Genomic DNA, 15968 nt, shown 5'->3' with positions numbered 1-15968 from the left:
TTTTGAATCACCGTCCGTCTCGACGGCTCGGGGAGGCCCTGAGCGGGGAGGCCTCCTGTGGACGCGCCTGACCCGTCAGCGTCACGCCAGAGACCGGAAACGTCTGTGGGCGCGGCGCGAAAGCGCCCTCTGCCAAGCTCGTCTGACCATGTCCGACGATGGGAGGCAGAGCATGCACGAGGAGCAGGAGCGCGCGTTCGAGTACGACCCCGACCAGGATCTTCCCGCGACGCCGGAGGCGCAGGCCGGCGAGGTGGAGGCGAGCGCCCGGGAGCGACCGAGGACGGTGCGCGACCTCACGCCGCGCGAGCTTGGGATGAAGGGCGAGGAGATGGCCGCGGCCTACCTCGAGCGCAAGGGGTGGTACATCCTCGACCGCAACTGGCGCTGCGAGTTCGGGGAGGTCGATATCGTCGCCCGCGAGGATGACGAGGACGACACGATCGTCCTCGTCGAGGTCAAGACGCGACTCGCGCTCGGGGAGCGCGGGGAGGGGATGCCCGAGCTCGCCGTCGACTCCAGGAAGCGACGCCGCTACAAGATGCTCGCCCTCGCCTACATCGTCAACCACCCCGAGGCGGACGCGGTCCGCTTTGACGTCATAGCCCTGAACGTCGTGGGGGAGGGCGCGGCCCGCCTGCGCCATCTCTCGGGCGCGTACGAGGTCGACGACTGATGGCGCGGGGGTCCGCCGGCATCGAGGCCGCGGAGCTCAGGGGCGTCGAGGCGCTGCGCGTCACGGTCGAGGTGAGCACGTCGGGCGGCATTCCCGGCATAGACATCGTCGGCATGCCCGACTCTGCGGTGCTCGAGGCGCGCTCGCGGGTCCGCTGCGCGCTCCGGTCGTGCGGGTTCGATCTCCCCCGGGCGCGCGTCACCGTCAATCTCGCGCCGAGCGAGATGAGAAAGACGGGGACGGGCTTCGACCTTCCCATCGCGACGGCCATACTCGTCGCGACGGGGCAGCTTCCCCGGCGCTTGGCCGACGGGTGCCTCATGGTGGGGGAGCTCGGGCTGGACGGATCGGTGTGCCCGGTGCGCGGCGGCGTGGCCTACGCCCGGCTCGCTCAGGATAGGGGCCTGTCGCTCGTCACCTCCGCGCACGCCGAGGTCTCCCCGGGCTGGCCCGGGGAGACGCACGGGCTCGTCACCCTGGGCCAGCTCAAGGGCGGCATCCCGGCGCTGCCGCCCGTGGGGGCCTCGGGCGCCCCGCCCCCACGCGCCCGGCCCTCGACTACGCCGACGTCGTCGACCAGGACCTTGCGAAGCGGGCGATGACCATCGCCGCCGCGGGGCGCCACGGCGTGCTCATGGTGGGCCCTCCCGGCGCCGGCAAGACCATGCTCGCCCGCAGGCTCCCCACGATCCTTCCGCCGCTCGGCGAGAAGGAGGCGGACGAGGCGCTGCTCATCCACTCGGTCGCGGGCGAGCCCATAGACCGGATCGCGTGCGGCGAGCGTCCGTTCAGGGCGCCGCACCACTCCATATCTGTCGGCGGGCTCGTCGGAGGCGGCCGGCCGGTGCGCCCCGGAGAGGTGTCGCTCGCGGACAAGGGGGTGCTCTTCCTTGATGAGCTTCCCGAGTTCGGCCGCGGCGCCCTCCAGGCGATGCGGCAGCCGCTCGAGGACGGCGAGGTGAGAATCGTGCGCGTCGACGGGGTCTACGCCTTCCCGTGCGACTTCCAGCTCGTCGCGGCGGCGAACCCATGCCCCTGCGGGCACCTTGGAGACCCGGACGCCGAGTGCGCGTGCACGCCGACGCGGGTCGCGGCCTACCAGGGCAGGATCGGCGGCCCCCTCATGGACCGAATCGACGTGGTCGTGGATGTCGCGCGGCCCTCGGGGAGGAAGGTGATACGCGAGCAGCGCGGGATGAGCTCTGCCGAGATGGCCGCGCTCGTGGGCCAGGCGCGGGAGAGGGCCGCGCGACGGGAGCGCTCGGACGACGGGCGGGCGGGTCCGGTCGCCGCCGCGCTCCTCGACCTGGGGGCGCAGAGGACCTTCGAGGGCCTCGCCGACCGGCTCAGGCTCGGCGGGCGCGCGATTGCCCGCGTCGCCCGCGTCGCGCGAACGATCGCCGACCTCGCGGGGCACGACCGGGTGACGTCGGATGACATCGTCGAGGCCGTGGGCTTTCGCTCGCGGTCCATGGAGTGAGGGGGTCGCCATGGGGGGAAGCGCGCGGACGGGCTGGGAGATCTCCTTGGGGGACGAGGCGTACCCGCGCTCGCTCCTCGAGCTCGAGCGACCGCCCGAGGAGCTGCGTGGCCTCGGCGACCCCGGGGCGCTCTCCGGGCCTTGCCTCGCCGTCGTCGGGGCCCGCCGCGCGACGCCCTACGGGCTCGCCGTGGCGGAGATGGCGGCCCGCGTCGCGGCGCGCCACGGGATCACCGTCGTCTCGGGAGGGGCCATGGGATGCGACCGCGCGGCCGGCCTCGCGGCGGTCGCGGCGGGCGGCCGCTCCGTCATCGTGTCGGGCTGCGGGGCGGACGTCGTCTACCCGACCTCGTCCCAGGACGTCTTCGAGGCGACGCTCTCCTCGGGCGGGGCGGTGCTCTCGCTCGAGCGCTGGGGAGCGGGCCCGAGGAGGTGGGCGTTCCCGAAGAGAAACTCCGTCATAGCCGCGCTCTCGCAGGTGCTCGTCGTGACGGAGGCGGGGCTGCGCTCGGGCACGATGTCGACCGCCGAGGCGGCGGTAGAGCTCGGCAGGGCGGTCTATGCCATACCCGGCTCGATCTTCTCGCCCGCCTCGTCGGGCACCAACCGGCTGGCGGCCGAGGGCGCGAGGATCATCCCCGACGAGCGGTCGCTCGAGATCGCGCTCTCGCTCGACTTCGACGCCGTGCCCATGGCGGGCCCGACGCCAGACCGCTCGGGAGGGCCGGTAGCGACCGCCCTGCTCGCCTCCCCCTCAAGGCCCGACGAGCTTGCCGCTCGACTCGGCGAGGACGTCCTGACGCTGCTGCGGACGCTGACGGACCTCGAGGCGAGAGGAATCGTGGAGCGGCTCCCCGACGGCAGATACTCGCCCACGCGAGCCTACCTGATGGGGCAGAATGGTGTCTCGCAACGTTTCGGGTGAGCTGAGGGGAGCCAGGCATGTCGGAGGTCGTGACGGTCGTCGGAGGGGGACTCGCCGGGAGCGAGTGCGCGCTGCAGCTCGCGCGCCGAGGCGTGCGCGTGAGGCTCTGCGAGCAGCGTCCCTCCCGCCCCTCCCCGGCGCACCGCACCTCGCGCCTCGCCGAGCTGGTGTGCTCCAACTCGCTCAAGTCGACCAAGCCGGAGACCGCCGCGGGGCTTCTCAAGTGGGAGCTTGATCAGATGGGCTGCGAGCTGCTTCGCGTCGCCCGCTCGTGCTCGGTCCCCGCCGGAGGGGCGCTCGCCGTCGACCGGGACGCCTTCTCGTCGGAGGTGACGCGGCTCGTGGAGGGCCACCCGCTCGTCGAGGTCGTCCGCGAGGAGGTTACGTCCATCCCCGAGGGCCCCTCCGTCATCGCGGCGGGCCCCCTGTGCTCCGACGCGCTCTTCGACTCCGTGGCGGAGGCGGTCGGCGGCGAGCGCATGAGCTTCTTCGACGCCGCGGCGCCCATCGTCGACGCCGACTCCATCGACCGCGACGTCGTCTTCTCCCAGTCCCGCTACGGGGAGTCGGGCGGGGGAGACTACCTCAACTGCCCGCTCGACCGCGTCGAGTACGATGCCTTCATGGAGGCCCTGCTCTCCGCGGAGCGGGTCCTCGCGCGCGACTTCGAGCAGGCCGACCTCTTCTGCGCCTGCCAGCCCGTCGAGGAGGTCGCCCGGACCGGGCACGACTCGCTGCGGTTCGGCGCGCTCAAGCCGGTGGGCCTCACCGACCCGCGCACGGGGCGGCGGCCCTGGGCGGCGGTCCAGCTCAGGGCAGAGAACGAGGCGCGGGCCGCCTACAACCTCGTCGGCTTCCAGACCAACCTCACGTGGCCGGAGCAGCGGCGCGTGTTTCGGATGATCCCTGGCCTCGGCTCGGCCGAGTTCCTGCGCTACGGGGTCATGCACCGCAACTCCTTCGTCGACGCGCCCCGCGCGCTCGACGCCACCTTCGCGATCCCCGGCACGCGGTGTCGCCTCGCCGGGCAGATAACCGGGACCGAGGGGTACGTCGAGGCGATCGCCTCGGGCCTGCTCGCCGCGCTCAACACCTATGCCGAGCTCTCGGGCGCGTCCCCGGCGTCCATCCCTGCCACCTCCGCCCTCGGCTCGCTCGTCAGGTACGCGACGAGCCCCTCCACGCTCGACTACCAGCCCATGCACGTGAACTTCGGCCTCTTCCCGCCGCTCGAGGACGCGCCGAGGAGGAAGGCAGAGCGCCGCGCGGCGCTCGCCGAGCGGGCGCGCTCCGACCTCGCGGCCTACGTGCGGTCGCGCCAGGACCTCTTCGGGGGCGAGGGGGCGTGAGCGAGCCCGACCTCGAGGGCCTCGTCGCGCGCTTCTGCGACCATCTCGGTCGCTTTCGCAACCTCTCACCTAACACGGTGCGCTCGTACGGGTGCGACCTTGCCTCCTTCGTATCGTGGGCGCGCCGCGCGGGAATCGACCCGCTGCGCGTGACGCACCGCGAGCTGAGGGGGTACCTCGCCGAGCTCTCCCGCGCCCGCTACTCGCCGCGGACGGTCAACCGGCGCCTCTCGTCGCTGCGCGGCTTCTACCGCTGGCTCGCGCGCGAGGGCGTCTGCGACGCGTCGGCAGCGGCGGCGCTCGCGAGCCCCAAGGCCGGCCGGCCCCTTCCCCGCACGATGTCCGACGCGGACGTCCGCGCCCTTCTCGCCACCTGCGACGTGGGGACGACCGAGGGCCTGCGCGACCGCGCGCTGCTCGAGACGCTCTATGCGACCGGCTGCCGCGTCTCGGAGGCCGCCGGGCTCTCCGTGGCCGACGTCGACCTTGCGGGACGTCAGGCCCGCCTGTTCGGCAAGGGCTCGAAGGAGCGCATCGTTCCTCTCTACGACGAGGCTGTGCGCTGGATAGGGCGCTGGGAGCGAGGCGGGCGCCCGGAGTTCGCCGCCCGCTCGAGACGGCCGACCGACGCCCTCTTCCTCTCCTCCCGGGGGAACCCCATGTCGGCGGGGGCCATGCGCGACAGCTTCGGGCGCCACGTGGCGCTCGCCGGGCTCGACCCCGCGCTCTCCCCGCACGCGATGCGCCACACCTTCGCTACAGAGCTCCTCTCGGGGGGCGCGGACCTCAGGAGCGTCCAGGAGCTTCTGGGCCACGAGAGCCTCTCCACGACTCAGGTCTACACCCACCTGTCCGTGGAGCGCCTGCGCGACGCCGCGCGCGGCGCCCACCCTCGAGCCGTGCAAAAGTGACTGTCCCTTTTGCACGCTCGACAAAGCGGGCGGGTGACGCTATACTTTCTGTCCGTTGTGCATCCGCACGACATGCCGCGCTCGGCGCGGTACCATCACGCACGCGCGACTACCCGCCCGCCGTGGTGCCCGGGGCTCAAGCCAGGTCCCGGGTGGCGACTCGGGGATGACCTCGCGCGGAGGACCAACCACAGGAGGTTATCATGGCTAAGATCACTATCCAGACCCTGCTCGACGCCGGCTGCCACTACGGCCACCAGACCCGCCGCTGGAACCCCAAGATGAAGTCCTACATCTTCGGCGAGCGCAACGGCATCTACATCCTCGACCTCAAGCAGACCATGCTCGGCGCCGACAAGGCCTACACCTTCCTCAAGGAGACTGCCTCCAAGGGCGGCACCGTGCTGTTCGTGGGCACCAAGAAGCAGGCCCAGGAGCCCATCGCCGCGCAGGCCGAGCGCTGCGGCATGCCCTACATCAACCAGCGCTGGCTCGGCGGCATGCTCACCAACTTCGTGACCATCCGCTCCCGCATCCAGCGCATGGAGGAGCTCGAGGCCATGGTCGAGGACGGCCGCATGAGCCTTCTGCCCAAGAAGGAGCAGGCCGTGCTGACCAAGGAGCTCGGCAAGCTCCAGTCCAACCTCGGTGGCGCCCGCACCATGCTCGCCCTTCCGCAGGCCATCTTCGTCGTTGACTCCAAGCGCGAGGAGATCGCGATCCGCGAGGCCAACCGCCTCCACATCCCCGTCGTGAGCCTGCTCGACACCAACTCCGACCCCGACGTCGTCGACTATGGCATCCCCGCCAACGACGATGCCATCCGCTCCGTCTCCCTCATGTGCGAGCTCGCCGCCGACGCCGTCCTCGCCGGCTCCGGCAAGGAGCAGATCACGGCCGAGGAGATGGCCGCCCCTGCCGCCGAGGAGGCCCCTGCCGCCGAGGCTCCCGCCGCTGAGTAACGACCTTCACGAACGAAGAGGAGAAACACCATGGCACAGGTTACCGCCGCCCTCGTCAAGCAGCTCCGCGAGATGACCGACTCCCCGATGATGGAGTGCAAGAAGGCCCTCGTCGAGGCCGATGGCGACATCGACAAGGCCGTTGACATCCTCCGCACCATGGGCATCGCCAAGGCCGTCAAGCGCGCCGGCCGCGACACCAACGAGGGCACCATCGCCACCTACGTCTCCGAGGACCAGAAGCTGGGTGCCATCCTCGAGCTCACCTGCGAGACCGACTTCGTGGGCACCAACCCCAAGTTCTGCGGCTTTGCCCTCGAGCTCGCCAAGGTCGTCGCCGAGAACGACCCGGCCGACGTCGAGGCCCTCAAGGCCTGCGCGATGGGCGAGTCCACCGTCGAGGCCGAGCTCACCGAGATGATCCACGTCATCGGCGAGAACATGAAGATCGCCCGCTTCCAGCGCGTCACCGCCGCTGACGGCGCCCTCGGCAGCTACGTCCACCTCGGCGGCAAGCTCGCCGACATCGTGACCTTCAAGCTCGGCAAGCCCGAGACCGCCGAGGCCGACGAGTTCAAGACCTTCGCGCACGACGTCGCCATGCAGGTCGCCGCGGCCGCGCCCGTCGCCGCCCGTCGCGACGACGTGCCCGCCGACGTGATCGAGCACGAGCTCTCCATCTACAAGGCCCAGGCCGCCGAGTCCGGCAAGCCGGAGGCCATCCAGGAGAAGATGGCCCAGGGCCGCCTCGAGAAGTACTTCAAGGAGAGCGTCCTCACCGAGCAGGAGTTCGTCAAGGACGGCTCGGTCACCATCGGCCAGCTCGCCAAGAACGTGGGCAAGTCCCTCGGCGACGAGGTCGAGGTCATGAGCTTCATTCGCTACACCTTCGGCGACGCCGAGTAGCGCTTCCCCTCGTACGTCATCCGGGGCCGGCGAGATCTTCTCGCCGGCCCCGTTCGTGTGCATACGGGGTCGCTCCGCCGAGCCTGCGGAACCGCCCCGCGCGTCTCTGGTAGAATCTCGTCTCGAACAAGGCGTCGCGCCCTCGCGCGGCACGATTGAGTGGAGGTTGGCTTGTCAGACATCAAGTATCACCGCGTCCTGCTCAAGCTTTCCGGCGAGGCCCTGATGGGGGAGCAGTCCTTCGGCATCGACGCCGCGGTCCCGCAGCGCCTCGCCGAGGAGATCAAGCCCGTCTGGGAGGCCGGCGTGCAGGTCGCCATCGTCGTGGGCGGGGGCAACATCTTCCGCGGCCTCACCGGGGCCGCCGCGGGCATGGACCGCGCCCAGGGCGACAACATGGGCATGCTCGCCACTGTCATCAACTCCCTCGCCCTCCAGGACTGCTTCGAGCGCAACGGCATGGACTGCCGCGTCATGAGCGCCATCGAGATGCGCCAGATCGCCGAGCCCTACATCAGGCGCCGCGCGATCCGCCACCTCGAGAAGGGGCGCATCACCATCTACGCGGCGGGGACCGGCAACCCCTACTTCACGACCGACACCGCCGCCGCGCTGCGCGCCTGCGAGGTGGGGGCCGAGGTCCTCATGAAGGCCACCAACGTGGACGGCATCTACGATGACGACCCGCGCACCAACCCTGACGCGCGCCGCTACGACACCGTCACCTACCGCGAGGTCCTCAACCGCGACCTCAAGGTCATGGATGCCACGGCCACCGCGCTGTGCCACGACAACCACATGCCCATCATGGTGTTCGACATCAACTCCCCGGGCGTCTTCATGAGCGCCGTAAGCGGGGAGAGCGTTGGAACGACCGTCGTCGAGGAGGACTAGTCATGAGCCAGTACACCGACCGCGCCGAGAAGAACATGGGCAAGTGCCTCGACACCCTCAAGGCCAACTTCGCCCGCGTCCGCACCGGGCGTGCCAACGCGCAGATCCTGGCGCCCATCATGGTCGACTATTACGGACAGCCCACCCCGATCACCCAGCTCGCCGCCGTGAAGGTGCCCGAGGCCTCCATGCTCGTCGTCGAGCCGTGGGACAAGAGCGCGCTTCGATCCATCGAGAAGGCCATCGAGGGCTCCGACCTTGGCATCACCCCGTCCAACGACGGCGTCTGCATCCGCCTGCCCTTCCCGCGCCCGACCGAGGAGCGCCGCCGCGAGCTCGCCAAGGAGTGCAGCCAGCTCGCCGAGGAGAGCCGCGTCGCGATCCGCAACGTCCGCAGGGACGTCAACGGCAAGATCGAGCGCGACGAGGAGCTTCCCGAGGACCAGCAGTCCCGCGAGAAGAAGGCCGTCCAGAAGCTCACGGACTCCTACGTCGCCAAGGTCGACGAGCTGCTGAAGGCCAAGACCGCCGAGGTCATGGAAATCTAGATGCTGCGCGACGAAGCCAAGCTCAGGGAGTACTACGCCGACGCCCCCGCCGACATCTGCCTCGCCGACGTCGACCTCGAGCGCATCCCGAGCCACGTCTCGATCATCATGGACGGCAACGGCCGCTGGGCGCAGGCCCGCGGGCTCGACCGCTCGCGGGGACACGTGGCGGGCGTCGACGCGCTGCGCGAGGCGGTGACCACGAGCGTGAGGCTCGGCCTGGACGCGCTCTCGGTCTACGCCTTCTCCACGGAGAACTGGAGGCGCCCCCAGCGCGAGGTCGACCTCCTCATGCACCTCTTCGCCACGACGCTCGTGAACGAGCTCCCGCTCTTCCATCAGGAGAACGTCAGGCTCAGGTTCCTCGGCGACCTCGAGGCGCTGCCGGAGAAGACCCGCCTGGTGTTCCAGCGCGGCCTCGACGAGACGGCCGACCATACCGGCATGACCTTCGCCCTCGCGGTCAACTACGGGTCCCGCGCCGAGATCGCGCGCGCCGCCCGACAGATCGCTCGGGATGCCGCCGCCGGCGCCCTCGACCCCGACGACGTCGACGAGGGTGCGGTCGCGAGCCGGCTCTACACGTCCGGGCTCCCCGACCCCGACCTCCTCATCAGGACCTCCGGCGAGCTCAGGCTCTCCAACTACCTGCTCTGGCAGCTCGCATACACGGAGTTCTACGTCACGCCGACCCTCTGGCCGGACTTCTCCCGATGGGACTTCCTGCGGGCCGTCGCCTCGTACCAGTCGCGCTCGCGGCGCTTCGGCGGGGTCGTGACGCCATGAGCGAGAGCCGCCGCACCGACGATGGGCGCGAGTCCGGGCTCGACCGACAGATAGCGTTTCTCGAGGGCCGCCGCGCCTCGAAGGAGGAGCGCCGCGCCGCCGGCGACCTCACGGGGCAGAAGGCGCGCAACTCGGCCGAGCGCCTCCTCACGCGCTCGACCTCGGGGGCGATCTATGCCGTCGTCACCCTCGCGTGCCTGTTCTGCGGGCCCGTCACCACCACGGCGCTCGTCATCGCCCAGGCATGGCTGTGCTGCTCGGAGTTCTTCCGCATCTGTCGCATGGGGGGCAGGATGCCCAACGAGGTCATCGGCCTCGCGGCGGCCGTACTGTTCCCGCCGGCAGCCCTCGTCTCGGGGCTTCTCGCCTGCGCGCTCGTTATCTTCGTCATGCTGATGGCCTGCGCGTGCTGGTACGTGTTCACGCCGCGGGCGAGCGTCGCCGACGTCGCCGTAACGGCCTTCGGCCCCCTCTACACGTCGCTCGCCTTCTCGAGCGTGGTCCTGATCCGCAGGTTCGACGCCGGCCTGACGGGCGCCCTCGTCACGCTCGCCGTCATGCTCTCCATCTGGGCCAACGACGCCTTCGCCTACTTTGTCGGGTCCGCGCTCGGCCGCCACAAGCTCGCGCCGCGCATCTCGCCGAGCAAGAGCGTCGAGGGCTTCTTCGGCGGCATCGTCGGCTCCGTCATCGTCTGGGTCGTGCTGGCCGTCTTCGTCGTCGGCGACATGAGCATCGCCATGGCCGTCCTGTGCGGGCTCGTCGTGGGGGTCGCCGGCGTCATCGGGGACCTCTTCGAGTCGCGCCTCAAGCGCGGCGTGGGGGTCAAGGACTCCGGCAACGTGCTGCCCGGGCACGGCGGCCTGCTCGACCGCTCCGACTCCATGCTCTTCGGAAGCATGGCCGCGTTCTTCCTTCTGCTCTTTGGAGGCATCCTGTGACCATCTTCGAGGACACCGCGCCCCGCGCGGTGCGGCCGCGGCCCCTGAGGGTCGCGGTCCTCGGCTGCTCCGGCTCCATCGGGACCCAGACGCTCGACGTCTGCCGCCGCCACGCCGACAGGCTGCGCGTCGTCGCCGTCTCCGTCAACACCTCGGTGCGCGCCGCCGTGGCCGCCGCCCGCGAGTTCGGCTGCGCGCGCGTCGCCATCGCCGACCCCGCGCGCTCCTCCGACCCCGCCCTCGCCGAGCTCCCGGCCGGCTGCGAGGCCGCCTTCGGCGCGGACGCGGTGACCGAGCTCGCGACCCTGCCCGACGTCGACATGGTCGTGAACGCGCTCGTCGGCTTCGCTGGCATCCACGCGGGCTTCGCCGCCCTCGTGGAGGGCAAGGCGCTCGCCTACGCCAACAAGGAGTCAATCGTCTGCGGCGGCGACCTCATGATGCCGCTCGCCCGGCCGGGGCGCCTGCTGCCCGTCGACTCCGAGCACAGCGCCATATTCCAGTGCCTGGTGGGGGAGCGCCCCGAGGACGTCTCCCGCATCTGGCTCACCTGCTCGGGCGGCCCGTTCTACGGACGGTCGCGCGAGGAGCTCTCCTCCGTCACGGCGGCCGACGCGCTCGCGCACCCCACCTGGACGATGGGCGAGAAGATCACGATCGACTCGGCGACCCTCATGAACAAGGGCCTCGAGGTCATCGAGGCGCACCATCTCTTCCAGCAGCCCATCGACGCCGTCCGCGTGCTCGTCCACCGCGAGAGCAAGATCCACTCCATGGTCGAGTTCGTCGACGGCGTCGTGAAGGCCCAGCTCGGCGGGTCCGACATGCGCGCCCCGATCCAGTACGCGCTCAGCTACCCCGAGCGCTGGGAGGCCTCCGTAGAGCGCATCGACTGGTGCGCGGCGGACCCGCTCTCCTTCGGCGAGGCCGACGAGGCCGCGTTCGGCTGCCTTGCCCTCGCCCGCGCCGCGGGCCGGGCCGGGGGAACCCTCCCGTGCGCCCTGAACGCGGCCAACGAGGTGGCGAACGAAAGGTTCCGCCAAGGTTTGTGCTCGTTCCTCGACATCGAGAGGACGGTCTCCGCCGTCATGGACGCGACCGACCCCGAGCGGGTAGAGTCGCTAGGTCAGCTCGAGGAGGTCGACGCGCGCGCCCGCGCGCTGGCCCTCGCCGTTCTCTCGGAGGTCGCCCTTTGAGTGCCGTGCTTTCCGTAGCCTCAGCCGTCTTCTGGGGCGTGCTCGTCCTGTCGCTTCTCGTCTTCGTCCACGAGGGGGGCCACTACCTCGTCGCCCGCGCGCTGCGCGTGAGGGCGACGGAGTTCTTCCTCGGCCTGCCGTGCCGCTGGAGGCTCTCGCGCAAGAGCCGCTCGGTGGGCACCGAGTTCGGCGTCACGCCGCTCCTTCTCGGCGGCTACACGCGCATCTGCGGCATGGAGGGGTCCGACGACGACCTGCTCGCCCCCGCGCTCCAGATCGTCATGGAGCGGGGCCGCGTGCGCGCAGCGGACGTCGCCCGCGAGCTCGACGTAGACGAGGGCAGGGCCTACGAGCTTCTCGCCACGCTCACAGACTGGGCGTCGATCCGCCCCTACTACGACCCCGAACTCGGCGAGACCCCGGGCCAGCGCGACTACCCCGCCTCCTTCGAGACGCTCGCGCGAGACGCGAACCACCTGACCGAGTACGACCGCGGGCACGACTTCACGCTCCCCGGGTCGACCGCCGCGGGCAGCCCCCACCCGACCGGGCTCGCCCCCGACGACCTCCTCGCACTCGAGCGCTCCCACACCTACCAGGGCGTCGGGTTCCTCAGGCGCTGCGCGATGCTCGTCGCGGGCCCGCTCGTGAACGTCGTGCTCGCCTTCGTGATCGTGACCTGCGCGCTCATGGCGCGCGGCGTCGACTACTACCCGGGCACGTCGGTCATCGGGTCGGTCGAGGCCGGCTCCTACGCCGAGGCAGCCGGCCTCGAGGCGGGAGACGAGGTCACCGCCGTGGCAGGGGCGCCCGTCGGCACCTGGGAGGAGCTCTCCTCCGCCATGCGCCCCTACCTCGACGCCGGCGAGGACTTCGAGCTCGCCTACGTCCGCGACGGAGCGGAGTCGACGACCCTCGTGGACCTGCCGGACGGCCAGGCGTGCGAGCTTCTGGGCGTCACGGCGAGCGTGGCGACCTATCACCCGAGCCTGCCCGAGGCTGCCCAGGCCACGCTCGCCTACACGGGCCAGGTCGCGAGCTACGTCGCGCAGCTCATCCAGCCCCAGCACACGATGGAGGTGCTCGACCAGTCCTCCTCGGTCGTCGGCATCGCGGTCATGACCTCCGAGGCCGCCTCCTCGGGAACCTACGAGCTCGCGCTCGTCGCCGCGGCGGTCTCCATGTCGCTGGGCTTCATGAACCTCCTGCCCATCCCGCCCTTCGACGGCGGAAAGATCCTCATCGAGCTCATCCAGCTCGTCATCCGCCGACCGCTCTCCCTGCGCGCCCAGAGCGCCCTCAGCTACCTCGGGCTCGCGTTTATCGTCTTCGTCTTCGTCGTCGTCCTGAGAAACGACATCGCCCGCTTTGTGATTGGGTAGGTGCGGCAGCATGAGCGAGAAGAACCGTCCGGCGCGCGACCTCACGCGCCCCGTCCATGTGGGCGGCGTGCAGGTGGGCGGCGGCGCCCCCGTGTCCGTCCAGTCCATGTGCACGACAGACACCGCGGACGCGGCCGCCACGCTCGCCCAGATCGAGCGGCTCGCCGACGCCGGGTGCGAGATCGTCCGCGTGGCGGTGCCCTCCGCCGCGGCCCTCGACGGCCTCTCCGAGGTCTGCGCCGCCTCGCCGCTTCCCGTCGTCGCCGACATCCACTTCGACCACACCCTCGCCATCGAGGCGTGCCGGCGCGGGGCGGCGGCCCTGCGCGTGAACCCCGGCAACATCGGCAGCTGGGCGCGCGTCGACGCCGTCATCGACGAGGCGGGCGCGGCCGGCGTCCCCATCCGGATCGGCGTGAACGCGGGGTCGCTCGACCCGGCCTTCGCCGAGCGGGAGGACCTCACGCACGTCGAGAAGCTCGTGGGTTCGGCGACCTCGTTCGTCGAGCACTTCCGCGAACGCGGCTTCGCCGACATCGTCCTGTCCGCCAAGGCGCACGGCGTCCCCACGACCGTCGAGGTCAACCGTGCGCTCTCGCGCGAGCTCCCCGACGTGCCGCTCCACGTGGGCGTCACCGAGGCCGGCACGGCCCGCCAGGGCACCGTCAAGAACGCCGCCGCGATAGGGGCGCTCCTCATGGAGGGCATCGGTGACACCATGCGCCTCTCGCTCACGGCAGACCCCGTGGAGGAGGTCATGGTGGCCTGGGACCTGCTCTCCGCCGTGGGGCTCCGCCGCCTGCGCCCCGAGCTCGTGAGCTGCCCCACGTGCGGGCGCTGCCAGTGGGACCTCATGGGCGTCGCCGCGGAGGTCGAGCGGCGCCTCGCCGGCGTGCGAGCCCCCATCACCGTGGCGGTCATGGGCTGCGTGGTGAACGGGCCCGGCGAGGCCAGGGGCGCCGACATCGGCCTGGCGGGCGGCCGCGGCAAGGCCGTCCTCTTCGCGTCTGGCGAGAAGATCCGCACCGTCGACGAGGCCGACGCCGTCGACGAGCTCTTCGCCGAGATCGAGCGCCGGTTCGCCTAGCCCGTCTGACCTCGCGCCGGCGCCGGCGCCAGACGGCGATGTCTTCCCGCACGCCGTCGCGTCCGCGCCCCCCGCGGCGACGGATGCGCGCCGGCTTCGGGTGCTCTTGTCGCCCGTATGTCGTAGAATCAGGGGCGTTGCACCGATTCCACCAGAAGGGATGCGCACGTGAAGCGTTATCAGAAGATGTCCCAGCTCTATGCGCCCACGCTCAAGGAGGACCCCGCCGAGGCCGAGCTCGCGAGCCACCGGCTCCTGCTGCGCGCCGGCATGATCCGCAAGACCGCCGCTGGCCTCTACAGCTACCTGCCTCTGGCATGGCGCTCGATCCGCAAGATCGAGGCCGTCATCCGCGACGAGATGGAGGGCATCGGGGCCCAGGAGATGATGGCGCCGGTCCTCACGCCCGCCGAGCTCTGGCACGAGTCGGGCCGCTGGGACGCCTACGGGCCCGAGCTCATGCGCATCGCCGACCGGCACGGCCGCGAGTTCGCGCTCGGCCCCACGCACGAGGAGACCTTCACCGACCTCGTCAAGAACGAGCTGCGCTCCTACAAGCAGCTGCCCTGCACGCTCTACCAGATCCAGGACAAGTTTCGCGACGAGATGCGCCCGCGCTTCGGCCTCATGCGCGGCCGCGAGTTCATCATGAAGGACGCCTACAGCTTCTCCGCCACGCAGGAGTCGCTCCAGGAGTGCTACGAGCAGGAGAAGGCCGCCTACGCGCGCATCGCCGAGCGCTGCGGCATCTATGCCCTGCCCGTCGTGGCCGACTCCGGCCAGATCGGCGGCGACACCTCCGTCGAGTTCATGGCTCTCGCCGACTCCGGCGAGGCCGAGCTCGTCTGGTGCGACTGCGGCTTCGCCGCGGACGTGGAGGCCGCCGCCACCAGGGTCCCCGTGGCCGAGGGCCCCGGCGACGGAACCCTCACGAAGGTCCACACCCCGGGCCTCGGCTCGATCGAGGCGGTCGCGGACTTCTTCGGCTTCCCGGAGAACGGCACGCGCAAGTCGCTCGCGCTCGTTGCCGAGGACGGGACGAACGTCGTGGCAATCGTCCCCGGCGACCACGAGCTCAACGAGATCAAGGCGGGCAAGCTCTTCGGCGCCTACCACCTCATGACGGACGAGGAGCTCGAGCTCGTCGGCCTGCACAAGGGCTTCATCGGGCCCGTCGGCCTGCCCGAGGGCGTGCGCCTGGTCTGCGACGAGTCCCTGCGCGAGAGCGGCAGCTGGACCTGCGGCGCCAACGAGGTCGACTACCACTTCACGGGCGCCCGCCCCGGCCGCGACTTCACGGTCGACGAGTGGGCGGACCTCGTGAGCGTGCGCGAGGGCGACCCCTGCCCGCACTGCGGCGCGCCCCTCAAGAGCGCGCGCGGCATCGAGATCTCCCAGGTCTTCCAGCTCGGCACCAAGTACTCCGAGTCCATGGGCGCCACCTTCGCGGACGAGGACGGCGTGGAGCGCCCGTTCCTCATGGGCTGCTACGGCATCGGTGTCTCCCGCACGCTGGCCGCCGTCGTGGAGCAGCACAACGACGAGCACGGCATCTCCTGGCCCGTCTGCGTGGCGCCCTACGAGGTCGAGGTCGTGCCGCTGGCCGTGAACGACGACGTGGTCGCGCCGGTCGCGGAGCGGCTCGTGGGCGAGCTCTCCGCCGCAGACCTCGAGGTCCTTCTCGACGACCGCAAGGAGCGCCCGGGCGTCAAGTTCGCCGACGCCGACCTCATCGGCATCCCGTACCAGGTGATCCTGGGCAAGCGCGGCGTCGCGAACGGCATGGCCGAGGTCAAGGTCCGTGAGACCGGCGAGCGCCTCGACGTGCCGATGGACGAGGTCGTCTCCTGGCTCGCCGAGCGCGTCGTCCCCGCCCGCGCCTAGCCTGACCCTACGTGCCCCGGCCCTTCTCGCCGGGGCACCCT

General features: G+C 71.0%; 16 protein-coding genes. All 16 read left to right on the top strand.

The genetic code is table 11. From position 1 onward, the window contains the following. Positions 1 to 172 precede the first annotated feature (172 nt). Positions 173 to 676 carry a YraN family protein gene (locus BQ7391_RS08435; RefSeq protein ID WP_075280195.1) on the top strand — a complete coding sequence of 168 codons (504 nt, stop codon included), beginning with the start codon at positions 173 to 175 and terminating at the stop codon, positions 674 to 676. After that, positions 676 to 1278, top strand: coding sequence for a magnesium chelatase domain-containing protein (locus tag BQ7391_RS12645; RefSeq protein ID WP_129583942.1), 603 nt, complete (start codon positions 676 to 678; stop codon positions 1276 to 1278). The genes BQ7391_RS08435 and BQ7391_RS12645 overlap by 1 nt, the downstream gene beginning before the upstream one ends. Beyond that, positions 1275 to 2156, top strand: coding sequence for an ATP-binding protein (locus BQ7391_RS12640; protein ID WP_129583941.1), 882 nt, complete (start codon positions 1275 to 1277; stop codon positions 2154 to 2156). Before BQ7391_RS12645 ends, BQ7391_RS12640 begins: the two co-directional genes overlap by 4 nt. A gap of 10 nt (positions 2157 to 2166) precedes the next feature. Further along, entirely contained in the window at positions 2167 to 3081 is a 915-nt protein-coding gene (locus BQ7391_RS08425) for a DNA-processing protein DprA (protein ID WP_075280194.1), read from the top strand. A 17-nt stretch (positions 3082 to 3098) separates the two neighbouring features. After that, entirely contained in the window at positions 3099 to 4430 is a 1332-nt protein-coding gene (gene trmFO / locus BQ7391_RS08420) for a methylenetetrahydrofolate--tRNA-(uracil(54)-C(5))-methyltransferase (FADH(2)-oxidizing) TrmFO (RefSeq protein ID WP_075280193.1), read from the top strand. Continuing rightward, the gene (locus BQ7391_RS08415; RefSeq protein WP_075280192.1) at positions 4427 to 5341 is read left to right on the top strand and encodes a site-specific tyrosine recombinase XerD; all 915 of its coding nucleotides are present in this window, start codon (positions 4427 to 4429) and stop codon (positions 5339 to 5341) included. The genes trmFO and BQ7391_RS08415 overlap by 4 nt, the downstream gene beginning before the upstream one ends. A 200-nt stretch (positions 5342 to 5541) precedes the next feature. Then, positions 5542 to 6303 carry a 30S ribosomal protein S2 gene (rpsB, locus tag BQ7391_RS08410; RefSeq protein ID WP_129583940.1) on the top strand — a complete coding sequence of 254 codons (762 nt, stop codon included), beginning with the start codon at positions 5542 to 5544 and terminating at the stop codon, positions 6301 to 6303. Between the two features lie 30 nt (positions 6304 to 6333). Then, a complete protein-coding gene (gene tsf, locus BQ7391_RS08405) occupies positions 6334 to 7209 on the top strand; it encodes a translation elongation factor Ts (protein ID WP_075280190.1) in 876 nt (291 codons plus the stop codon). 171 nt (positions 7210 to 7380) lie between these two features. After that, the gene (gene pyrH / locus BQ7391_RS08400) at positions 7381 to 8103 is read left to right on the top strand and encodes a UMP kinase (RefSeq protein ID WP_075280189.1); all 723 of its coding nucleotides are present in this window, start codon (positions 7381 to 7383) and stop codon (positions 8101 to 8103) included. Positions 8104 to 8105: 2 nt separating this feature from the next. Then, positions 8106 to 8651, top strand: a complete 546-nt coding sequence (frr, locus tag BQ7391_RS08395) for a ribosome recycling factor (RefSeq protein WP_075280188.1) — start codon at positions 8106 to 8108, stop codon at positions 8649 to 8651. After that, on the top strand, positions 8652 to 9437 hold the full coding sequence (locus BQ7391_RS08390; protein WP_075280187.1) for an undecaprenyl pyrophosphate synthase: 786 nt from the start codon (positions 8652 to 8654) through the stop codon (positions 9435 to 9437). It abuts the gene before it with no gap. Then, positions 9434 to 10378 carry a phosphatidate cytidylyltransferase gene (locus tag BQ7391_RS08385; RefSeq protein ID WP_075280186.1) on the top strand — a complete coding sequence of 315 codons (945 nt, stop codon included), beginning with the start codon at positions 9434 to 9436 and terminating at the stop codon, positions 10376 to 10378. Before BQ7391_RS08390 ends, BQ7391_RS08385 begins: the two co-directional genes overlap by 4 nt. After that, positions 10375 to 11574, top strand: a complete 1200-nt coding sequence (gene dxr / locus BQ7391_RS08380; RefSeq protein WP_200799597.1) for a 1-deoxy-D-xylulose-5-phosphate reductoisomerase — start codon at positions 10375 to 10377, stop codon at positions 11572 to 11574. Before BQ7391_RS08385 ends, dxr begins: the two co-directional genes overlap by 4 nt. 5 nt (positions 11575 to 11579) lie before the next feature. Beyond that, positions 11580 to 12956, top strand: coding sequence for a site-2 protease family protein (locus tag BQ7391_RS08375; protein ID WP_235858691.1), 1377 nt, complete (start codon positions 11580 to 11582; stop codon positions 12954 to 12956). Positions 12957 to 12966: 10 nt separating this feature from the next. After that, positions 12967 to 14043, top strand: coding sequence for a flavodoxin-dependent (E)-4-hydroxy-3-methylbut-2-enyl-diphosphate synthase (ispG, locus tag BQ7391_RS08370; protein WP_075280184.1), 1077 nt, complete (start codon positions 12967 to 12969; stop codon positions 14041 to 14043). Positions 14044 to 14211: 168 nt separating this feature from the next. Next, positions 14212 to 15927 (top strand): proline--tRNA ligase, encoded by a 1716-nt coding sequence (locus BQ7391_RS08365; RefSeq protein ID WP_408033464.1) that lies wholly within the window; start codon positions 14212 to 14214, stop codon positions 15925 to 15927. Positions 15928 to 15968 lie beyond the last annotated feature (41 nt).

Source organism: Thermophilibacter provencensis, from assembly GCF_900128445.1.
GTDB classification, from domain to species: Bacteria; Actinomycetota; Coriobacteriia; order Coriobacteriales; family Atopobiaceae; genus Thermophilibacter; species Thermophilibacter provencensis.
This window is presented reverse-complemented; position numbering and strand designations above follow the sequence as displayed.

Coding starts and splice junctions, on each gene's coding strand:
- BQ7391_RS08435 (WP_075280195.1), top strand. CDS start 173: ATGCACGAGGAGCAGGAGCGCGCGTTCGAGTACGACCCCGACCAGGAT.
- BQ7391_RS12645 (WP_129583942.1), top strand. CDS start 676: ATGGCGCGGGGGTCCGCCGGCATCGAGGCCGCGGAGCTCAGGGGCGTC.
- BQ7391_RS12640 (WP_129583941.1), top strand. CDS start 1,275: ATGACCATCGCCGCCGCGGGGCGCCACGGCGTGCTCATGGTGGGCCCT.
- BQ7391_RS08425 (WP_075280194.1), top strand. CDS start 2,167: ATGGGGGGAAGCGCGCGGACGGGCTGGGAGATCTCCTTGGGGGACGAG.
- trmFO (WP_075280193.1), top strand. CDS start 3,099: ATGTCGGAGGTCGTGACGGTCGTCGGAGGGGGACTCGCCGGGAGCGAG.
- tsf (WP_075280190.1), top strand. CDS start 6,334: ATGGCACAGGTTACCGCCGCCCTCGTCAAGCAGCTCCGCGAGATGACC.
- frr (WP_075280188.1), top strand. CDS start 8,106: ATGAGCCAGTACACCGACCGCGCCGAGAAGAACATGGGCAAGTGCCTC.
- BQ7391_RS08390 (WP_075280187.1), top strand. CDS start 8,652: ATGCTGCGCGACGAAGCCAAGCTCAGGGAGTACTACGCCGACGCCCCC.
- BQ7391_RS08385 (WP_075280186.1), top strand. CDS start 9,434: ATGAGCGAGAGCCGCCGCACCGACGATGGGCGCGAGTCCGGGCTCGAC.
- ispG (WP_075280184.1), top strand. CDS start 12,967: ATGAGCGAGAAGAACCGTCCGGCGCGCGACCTCACGCGCCCCGTCCAT.